Genomic DNA, 9,460 nt, shown 5'->3' with positions numbered 1-9,460 from the left:
ACGACGGCCTGGGCATGCGACCGGCACCGGTCCACGCTGGTGCGCCACTGGCCCATCCAGTGGCCGTACCGCGCGAGCGCCGCGGGCCGGGGGTCCTCCCGGACGTCGTACTGGGTGACCACGCGCACCGACTCCGCGCGCAACCTGCTGAGCAGGGCGTGCTCCCGTCCGATGAGGGCGGCGCGCATCTGCTCGGTGGCCCGGCGGGCGCCGGTGCGCACCTCCATCACATACGGGGTGATCAGCAGCTCGGGCGCCGGTGGCTCGATGGCCGGCGGGGGCATCTTGCCCCGCTCCTCCTCGGGCGGCGCCGGCAGCGGGACGCGGGGGACGCCGCGGGCGCCGTCGCGCCTGCCCCGCCATCGGGCCGCGAAGCGGGCGGTACGGCCGAGCCTTCCCCGGCGCACCACCCCGTTGACACTGTCGGTTGTGATCATGGAAATGGATCCCCCGATTTCCCCGGTGCGGAATTGCCGCTCCGGACAGCCGCATTGCGGACAGTGGAATTCCGCTTTCTCCCGCAAAAGGCTCGCAGTCGATGTGGATGACGATGGCGATGTCGTTGTCGATTCGATTCCCTGTCAGACCGTATCGATGAGGTCGTACCCGGGAATGCTCCCCGTAGGACACGATCCTGAAAACGCCCGGAAGTCGACCGGAGAACGCCCTCGTCGATGCCTGACGCCGGGTCATACTGGAACGGTTCCGGGGCCACGCCTTCTTGATCACGAATCTCGGAACACGACCTCGGGGGAATGGGAGATGGGTCGGTGGAGAACGTTCCAGGGTGCGCGGAGCCCACGCTCCGGATCAGTCAGACGCACTTTCCGGTGGAGACCCTGGGCCCGGGGCGGCGTCTGGGCATCTGGTCCCAGGGGTGCGGGCTGGCCTGCGCCGGCTGTATGTCCCGGCACACCTGGGATCCGTCGGGCGGCGCCTCCCGTACGGTGTCGTCCCTGCTCGGGCTGTGGCGCGAGGCGCTGGCGCGGGGCGCCGACGGGCTGACGGTCAGCGGCGGCGAGCCGCTCGACCAGCCCGCCGCCCTGGAGGCCCTGCTGGCCGGGGCGGTGCGGGCCCGTGCGGAGGCGGTGGCACCGGGCGGTCCGGCGGCGGGCCGCGAGATCGACATCCTCCTGTACACGGGATACGAGGAGGAGGAAGTGGAAGCCGACGCGGCGCGCTCCGCCGCCGTCCGCCACGCCGATGTGTTGGTGACCGGGCGCTTCCGGGTGGCCGAGCCCACCGCCCTGGTGTGGCGCGGCTCGGCGAACCAGCGCATGCGGCCGCGTACGGCCCGGGGGCGGGCGCGTTACCAGGAACATCTGGCCCGGACGGAGAGCGGGCCGCGTCTGCAGATGGTCGAGGGGGACGGCGATGTGCGGCTCTACGGAGTGCCGCGGCGCGGCGAACTGGTCGCGTTGGAGCGTCGGTTGCGGCGGGCGGGGATCGCCCTCACCGGTGCGAGCTGGCGCCCCTGAGCGGGGGCGCCGGCCAGGCTGGTACGGCGCGTGGTGGGCCGGTCGGTACGGCGTGCGGTCGCCCGGTCGGCGCGGTGGACGACCGCCCGGTCGGTACGGCGTGCCGTCGCCCGGTCGGCAGGGCGTACGGCGAGTCCGGCGGCTGTGGTCAGGGACGCGGCGGGCCGGGCGGCTGTGGCCGGGGCGGTTCCGGGCCCCGCGGCTGTGGCACCGGCCGCCGTGGTCCGGGCGGTCGTGGTCCGGGTGGCCGTGGTCCGGGCGATCGTGGTTCGGGTGGCCGTGGCCGGGGCGGCTGTGCCCTCGGACGCTGTGGCACCGGCCGCCGTGGCCTCCGCCGCTGTGCTCACAGCGCGCCCACCGCCTCGGCGATCTCCCGGCTGCGGACCACCAGGTGCACCCGCCAGCGGGCGTCCCGGGCGAGTTCATCGCGGATCGCCCAGCGCAGCCAGGTCGCGCTGACCGCCGGTGCCAGTCCGCCCCGGCCCGCGCCGAGCAGCGGAAAGCAGATGGAGGACAGGGCGGGCTCGTAGCGGTCGCGCTCGGCCCGGGCGAGCGCGAAGCACGCGCTGACCGCGCGGGCGATGCTCTCCGGGCGGACCTCGTACGTATCGTCCAGCGGTGTGGCCACCGCGGCGTGGTAGATCCGCCGGACGCCGCGCGCGGCGAGCGCCCCCGGCGAGGTGGGCACCACCGTGCCCGGCCGGATCGGCAGCCCCGGGCGGCCGTGGGCGCGCAGCCACGCGGTCAGTTCGCGGGCGAGCACATCGTCGACGATCTCCCCGGCGGGGTCGCGTACGGCGGCGGCCAGGCGCAGCGCGCCGGAGACCGTGGGGCGGAAGGTCTTGGACATCTCCAGGTAGACGTTCTCCGAGGAGACCAGCACCTCGACGTCCCGGAGCAGTTCGATGGGCGAGACATGCAGGGTGACCGTGCTCTGCGCGTCGACCGGCACACTGTCGACCCGCAGCGGAGGCTCCTGGCCGGTCCGGCTGATCCGGCCGCTGCGCGCGAGCGTGCTCTGCCCGGCCGCGCTCGGTCCGCCGGGGAGCTGTGCCCCGGCACCCGGCCCGGGGCTCCGACCCGTCGAGCCCTGTCCGCCGGAGAGGGGCGGCGGCTCGCGCAGGATGGTCAGCACGGCCTCGGCGAGCTGCTGGACGACCTGCGGTTCCTGGTGCTTGCGGAATCGCTCGGAGGTGACTCCGTACACGGCGGCGGCCGTCTTACGGCGGTCATGGGCGGGCGCGCCCCGGCGGTCGGGGAGCAGTCCGAAGGTGTGGGCCGCGGCCTGGCCCAGCAGATCGCGCTCGCCGAGGCGCCGTACCGCCTCCTTGAGCAGTGCCTCGATACCGGCCGGGGCGTCGTCGGAGCCATCGCAGAAGCCGCCCGCCACGGCCGCGGCGCGCAGCGCCGGCCGATCGATGCTGCGCAGATCTGGCAGTCCGGGTCTGCGTATGCTTTTGAGTTCTTCCAGGAGTTGATCGTATGTGGGCAAATTTGACTCAAATGGCTCCTGACTCATGGTCACCAGGCTAGCGACCGGCCGAGAAAGAGGAAATCGGTCTCCCGGCGGCCGTTCCCCGCCGGGCTTTGTACCGCCGGTAATTCCAGCCGCGCTGGAACAGATTTCCGATTTCCGGGGTTCCGCTTTCTTGATCCACGGCCCGGCGGCCCCCGGCCGCCGTCGTCGCCGCCATGAATCCGACAACGCCTGCCCGTTCACGAGGTGACCTTTGTGACCCATCCGCACCAGCAACCGCCCCCCACGGAATACGAGGACGACGAGGAGTACGGGGTTTCCGGGGAGCCCGAAGAGCGGCGGCGCGCGTACGACGCCGGGCCGCCGCCCACCGAACACGAGGAGCCGCCCCCGTCGGCGGCCGCCACATCGGCCGGGCCCACCGAGGACGAGATCCCCTCGGCGGCCTCCGCGCAGGCCGCGGACGGGGGTCGCGACCTGCGCGGGGACACCGGAGCGCTGCCCGTCTCGCTGCGCGGCCGGTTCCGCCTGAGGGCCGTGCTGCGCCGCCCCGACCATCCGCACCAGGCGGCCGTCTACCGCGTCGAGGACGACCGAGGCAGCCACATCCTGAAGTGGTACCACCGCGGCCACGCCCCGGACCGCCGGGTGTGGGAGCTGCTGCGGGACCGCCCGCGCCGCCACCTCACCCACTTCACCGAGACCAGCGACGCCGGGGCCGACGGCCATCCGTACGACCTGGCGCCCTCCTGCGGCGAGACCGATCTGGCCGGATATCTGAGGGACAACCCCGGCCCGGCCGACCCCGTGCTCATCCACAGCGTCGTACGGCAGTTGCACGAGGCCCTCACCACCCTGCACGAACTGAACATCGTGCACCGGGACCTCAGCCCCGCCAACATCGTGCTCGGCAGCCTCGACCCGGCCGCTCCGGACCTCGTCCTCGTGGACTTCGCCGTCTCCGCCCATGAACCCGCCGAGCGCTACACCCGGGACGAGCGCTGGGTCGGCACCGCCCTCTACATGTCCCCGCAGGCGTCGCTGCGCCACCAGCTGATCCATCCGCCTGCCGACTGGTGGTCGCTCGGCATGATCGTCGCCGAGATGGCCGGCGGGCGCCACCCCATCCGGTTCACCGACAACGACTTCGTCCGCGAGGAGATCAGCTCCCGCGCCCCGGATCTGTCCCTGGTCACCGACCACCGGCTGCGGCTGCTGTGCCGGGGGCTGCTCACCCGCGACCCCGACCACCGCTGGGGCACCGACGAGGTGGCGCAGTGGCTGGTGGGCGGCTCGCCACCGGTCGCCCCCTGGGAGACGGGCGCGGCCCCCGGCGCCTCGGACCCGGCGGACGACCCGGACATCGAGCCGTTCGCCTTCCTCGACGAGCGGTACACCCGGCCGAAGCAACTGGCCAGGGCGTTCAGCGAGAACTGGCGGCCCGCCCGGCAGCTCCTCTCCCGGCGGCGCGGCCGCAGTGAATTCACCCGCTGGCTACGGCAGTTCGAGGGCGCCCCGGGCCGCGACGCCGAGGAACTGACGGCGCTGCTCGACCTCCTGGAGTCGCACCACCCCGCCACGCCACCGCGTGAGCCCAGGCCGGTCACGATGGTGCGGCTGATCTCCTGGCTCGGCCCCACCCTCGACGCCTCCTACCGAGGGGTGCCGCTGGACCACGCGGGGCTGGGCGATCTGCTGCGGGAGGCCGGGCGCGGCGATGAGTTCGCCCTCTCGGTCGTGGAGGACCTGCGGGACCACACCATCCTGCCGCTGCTGGACTCACGGCCCGGCGGCGAAGGGCTCGCCGAGGTGCAGCAGCGCTGGCTGACGGCCCGCTCCCGCTGGCAGCACACCGTGGACGAGGCGCTCCACGCGTCGCCCTGGCTGCGCGACCGCCGCGCCGAGGTGCGCGCCGCCACCCGGCTCGACCGCTCCCGGCTCGCAGCCCTCCTCTCGCTCGCCGCGGCCCCCACCGCGCACCGGCGCAGGCTCCAGGAGCGGACCGCCCGTATCCAGGCGGCGTTCCCGCAGCCGGTGGCCTGGTACGGCCGGTTGCTACGCGACCCCGACGACCTGGTGCGGATGCAACTGGCCGAGTGGCTGGCCGGATTCGCCGAGCAGGAGTCCACGGAGGCGCAGGGCCGGGTGAACGACGAGCACGCCCTCCTCCGCCAGGAGCGCGACCTGGACGTGGCCACGCTGTGGGTGCGCAGACAGGACATGCTGCCCACGCTCGGCTGGGCCCTCGGCGGAGCCGTCGGCCTCGTCTTCCCATGGATCTTCGTGATCGGTCTGGGCGATCTGGCCGGATGGCCCGCCCAGCGCGCGGTGCTGACGGCGTGGATGCTGGCCGTCCCGGCGGCCGCCGCCGTCCTGGCCCTGGAGTTGTGGACGGCCCATCGCATCGGCAGCCCCGGCTACCACCCGGACCGTTCCCTGGCCGGGCTGCTGATCGACCGTGCGCTGCCTGTGGCCCGGTTCATCCGCCGCCCCGGCTCGCGCTTCCCCGTCCAGGGCCTGCTGATCCTCCCGGCCGTCGCCCTGTTGTGGGCCACCGTGGCCTACGCCCCCTGGGTGTGGCCGATCGCCACGGTGGCCGTCCTCCTCTGGTGGACCTGGCACCGGACGCGGTGCTGGCGCCGCTATGTGGCGGAGCTGCGCGGCCGGGACGACCGGGTCCGCCCCGGCCGGCCGAGGGCGGCCGCCCCGCCGACGTCAGGGAGTGTCACATGAGTTCAGGCCAGGCGATCCCCAGCATCGGCGATGTGATGCCGGATGTGTACTTCCCCCAGCCTCCGGCCGCCGAGACCCTCCAGCACACGTTTCAGAACACCGTCCAGAACACCGGAGTGCCGCACCAGACGGTCCAGGGCACCGGGCTGTCGGACCACATCGGCACCGGCGTCGGCCAGCACATCGGCGACGCCGTGCAGAACGCCGGGGGCCATGCGCTGCACGCCGCCATGGACCAGCTGCACGACCTGATGGTGCCCGCCCTGATCGGCCTCGGCTCGCTCAGCGGGGCGCTGCTCGTCGGCCGCGCCACCATGGCCGGGGCGCAGGTGCTCGCGGCTGCCGCCATCCGCGCCGCCGAGTACCAGACCGAGCTGCGGCAGCGGCAGTTGGACGCCCGGCAGGCCGCCGAGTGCTGGCGGGACGCCGCCTTCGCCGCCGTCCGGGCCAACGCCCGCCTCGACACACTGCGCGCGCGCATCCGGCGGGCCGCCACGGCCGCCGGACCCGACGGGCCACCGGAACCGCCCGACCTGCCGCCGCCGCTGGCCCTGACCGGCATGAGCCTGGACGAGGTGTGGCGACGGCTGGCCGACACCGACCGCCGGTTGCGCCGCGCGGAGGCCGCGTACGCACGCGCCACCATGGAGGCCGCCGCCCGCCCGGTGGCCGGAGCGCACCCCGCGGACACCGGCTGGCACGCCACCCTGCGCGCCCGCCGCGTCAAGGCCCTGGAGGCGTACGAGGAGGCGGCCACCGAAACCGAGGCGCGCGATGCGCTGCCACAGCCGCCGCCCGCCGCCACCGCGGCCCCGAGCGAGGAGGAGGTGCTGCGGCTGGGCGCGGACCTGCTGGCCCTGCTGCCGCGGAATGTGGCGGTGGCCGACTACCGGCTGGTGGAGGAGAAGGTCACCGTCGCCGCGGAAGTGGCCGCCCAGCGGCCCGCCGCGGCCAAGCGCCATCTGCGGGAGGCCGCCCGCTTCGCCGAGCGGGTCTCGCGTGACGCCGAGCGGCGGCAGGAGACCGAGGAGTGGGCCGCCCAGCAGCTCGCCTTCCTCCGCGCCGACCACCCCGGCACCCCCGTTCCGCTGCCCGACGCCGGTGCGGAGATCGCCGTCCTGGAGCGCTTTCTGCACCAGGGCGGGACGCTGGAGGAGGCCGAGCGCGCACGCGTCGCGGCCCGCGTAGGGGAGCGGGTCGACGCGTATCAGCGGATGTACGCCGCAGAGGTGATCCGCGCGGCGGTCCAGCGGTCGGAGCCCGAGACGGCCGGATACACCACCTCCGGCGCGGTGCAGTTCATCGACTGGACCCCGCCGGGCTGGGGGGACGACCACTGGCTGCGCATCAGCGTGGACGCCGAGGGCACCGCCCGGGTCTCCACCATGCACCGCGAGCGCGACCCCGCCGAGGAGACCGACGACGACCTGGACCTCGACTGGCAGCGGTGCGTGGAGGCCTCCGACCATCTGCGGGAGCTGCGGAAGCTGGCGGAACGGGCCGGGCTCAGCGTGCCGTTCGAGTTCGACGAGCCACCCGCGCGGCCGGTCCCGCGCACGGCGGCCCGCCCCGCACATGACCACCGCACCGGACCCAAGGTCCGCCACCGCGACCAGGAGACGTAAGTATGACCGAGGCAGCCACCTCCCCGGGCCGCGCGGACCGCAGCCTCCCGGCCTTCGCCGAAGAGCTGGTCGGCACGCTCAGCGTCCACTCCCAGTATGTCCTGCACGGCAGCATCCGGGACATCCACCTCGTCCGCCACGACAAGGACCCCGACGAGGGCGGCCCCGAGCGCACGTACGACGCCCACCACACCCTCACCGAGGTGTTGTGGAACGCGCTGTGGCAGGAGGGGTACGAGGCGCTGATCCGCTTCGACATCGCGGACGGCTTCACCGTCGTCGCGGGCCCGGCGGCCAAGGAGGTCCGCGAGCTGCTGCACGGACGGGACGCCACCAGCCCCGGGCGCGCCCGGCGCGCCGACACCCCAGTCCACCTGACCGACGCGGAGCGGACCCTGGGTGACATCGTCACCGGCTGGAAGCAGCAGGGGCGGCAGCCGAAGTCACCGGACGGCCGCCCCCGCCCGGACACCGCACAGCGCCAACAGCCCTACCGGGTGGTGCTGTTGATCGACTACGCCGCCCGGATCCCCACCGATGTCACCCGGCTCAGCGATGCGGAGCGGGACTTCTTCCTCAACTGCCTGAAGCTGGCCGAGGACGCACGGCCGATCTCCTCCCCGGGCAGCGGACGGCGGCTGTTCAACCCCGTGATCTGGCTCGCCGACGGGGAGCGCGACCTGCCCACCTGGCTGGTCGCGGGCAGCGAACGGGTCCGTACCATCGGCATCCCGCTGCCCGATCTGGGCAGCAGACGGCGCATGGCCGAGCTGCTGGCCGAGGAACACACCGCCGCGTCCGCGCCCGAGGACAACGGGGACGACGGGCCGGTGCGGCTCGACAAGCAACGGCAGCCGGACGAGCACGACCTCGACACCTTCGCCCGCGCCACCGCCGGGCTGACCCTGCGCGCGATGCGGGAGAGCGCCCGGATGGCTCTCGACCGCGGGCTGTCGTTCGCCGAGATGCGGGACGCGGTCCGGGTCTACCAGCTCGGCGTCAAGGACAACCCGTGGCAGGCGGATTACATCCGCGAGCAGATCAAGAAGGGCGAGGCGGATCTGCGGGCGCGGGTGAAGGGCCAGGAGAAGGCGGTCGGCAAGACCCTCGACATCCTCAAGCGTGCCGCGCTCGGCCTGTCCGGCGCCCAGGCGTCCCACCCCGGCAGCCGGCCACGCGGTGTGCTGTTCTTCGCCGGGCCGACCGGCACCGGCAAGACCGAGCTGGCCAAGTCGGTGGCCAAGCTGCTGTTCGGCACCGAGGACGCCTGTCTGCGCTTCGACATGAGCGAGTTCTCCGCACCGCACTCGGTGGACCGGCTGCTCGGCGCACCGCCGGGATACGTGGGCTACGAGGCGGGTGGCGAGCTGACCACGGCGGTGCGCAACGACCCGTTCCGGGTGGTGCTGTTCGACGAGATCGACAAGGCCGACAAGGGGGTGCTGGACAAGTTTCTCCAGGTGCTCGAGGATGGCCGGCTCACCGATGGGCAGGGGGTCACCACGTACTTCAGCGAATGCGTGCTCATCTTCACCTCCAACCTCGGGGTCAGGAAACGGACCGGCGAGGGCGGGCGCGAAGGGCGGGTGGCCGAGCCCGGTATGCCGTACCACCAGCTGGAGGAGATCATCCTGGCCAATGTGAAGGATCACTTCGTGGAGGGGATCGGCCGTCCGGAGCTGATGAACCGCTTCGGCGGCAATGTGGTGGTCTTCGACTACATCGACGCCAAGGTGGCCGCCGAGATCTTCGACTCCCAGGTGGGCAACATCCAGCGGGTTCTGCGCGAGGATCAAGGGGTGCATCTGCGCCTCTCCGACGAGGCGCATCAGGCGCTGTCCACCTACTGCACGGCGGATGTCGACAACGGTGGCCGGGGCATCGGCATGCTGCTGGAGACACATCTGATCAACCCGCTGGCACGGGCGCTGTTCGACCAGGAGCGGCTGTCGGGCACGGCCGTCACCGTCACCGGTGTGCGGCCCGCCACGGACGGAACGGTGGCGCTGGACCTCCGGGTGGTACGAACCGGGGCCGCGGGTCCCGGTCCCGGCGGCGGCCGATGAGCGGTGGGGCCGCTCCGGCGGGGTGGTGGCGCGAGCCGGACGACGAGGAGGGGGAAGCACCGGCGGAAGCGGCCGAACCGG

5 protein-coding genes and 1 pseudogene are annotated in these 9,460 nt (G+C 73.4%); 4 read left to right on the top strand and 2 right to left on the bottom strand.

What is annotated here, in order from left to right:
• Positions 1–437 (bottom strand): annotated as a pseudogene (locus GWI24_RS34005) (hypothetical protein); the annotation flags it as partial.
• 333 nt (positions 438–770) lie between these two features.
• On the opposite strand from GWI24_RS34005, the gene GWI24_RS34000 reads away from it, so the two are divergent.
• Complete coding sequence (locus GWI24_RS34000) at positions 771–1,478, top strand: 4Fe-4S cluster-binding domain-containing protein (protein ID WP_210949907.1); 708 nt, start codon at positions 771–773, stop codon at positions 1,476–1,478.
• A 343-nt stretch (positions 1,479–1,821) separates the two neighbouring features.
• On the opposite strand, the gene GWI24_RS33995 is transcribed toward GWI24_RS34000, so the two are convergent.
• Entirely contained in the window at positions 1,822–2,970 is a 1,149-nt protein-coding gene (locus GWI24_RS33995) for a macro domain-containing protein (RefSeq protein ID WP_247617243.1), read from the bottom strand.
• Between the two features lie 240 nt (positions 2,971–3,210).
• On the opposite strand from GWI24_RS33995, the gene GWI24_RS33990 reads away from it, so the two are divergent.
• From GWI24_RS33990 to GWI24_RS33980, 3 genes are read left to right on the top strand one after another with little or no spacing between them, the layout of a single operon-like run.
• Positions 3,211–5,688, top strand: a complete 2,478-nt coding sequence (locus GWI24_RS33990) for a protein kinase (protein WP_210949905.1) — start codon at positions 3,211–3,213, stop codon at positions 5,686–5,688.
• Complete coding sequence (locus tag GWI24_RS33985) at positions 5,685–7,313, top strand: hypothetical protein (RefSeq protein ID WP_210949904.1); 1,629 nt, start codon at positions 5,685–5,687, stop codon at positions 7,311–7,313. The genes GWI24_RS33990 and GWI24_RS33985 overlap by 4 nt, the downstream gene beginning before the upstream one ends.
• Positions 7,314–7,315: 2 nt before the next feature.
• Complete coding sequence (locus tag GWI24_RS33980) at positions 7,316–9,379, top strand: AAA family ATPase (protein WP_210949903.1); 2,064 nt, start codon at positions 7,316–7,318, stop codon at positions 9,377–9,379.
• The last annotated feature ends 81 nt before the right edge of the window (positions 9,380–9,460 follow it).

The organism is Streptomyces sp. MK37H, from assembly GCF_018035285.1.
GTDB lineage: Bacteria > Actinomycetota > Actinomycetes > Streptomycetales > Streptomycetaceae > Streptomyces > Streptomyces endocoffeicus.
The sequence above is the reverse complement of the archived record's forward strand: the minus strand, read 5'-3'. Positions and strand labels throughout refer to the sequence as shown.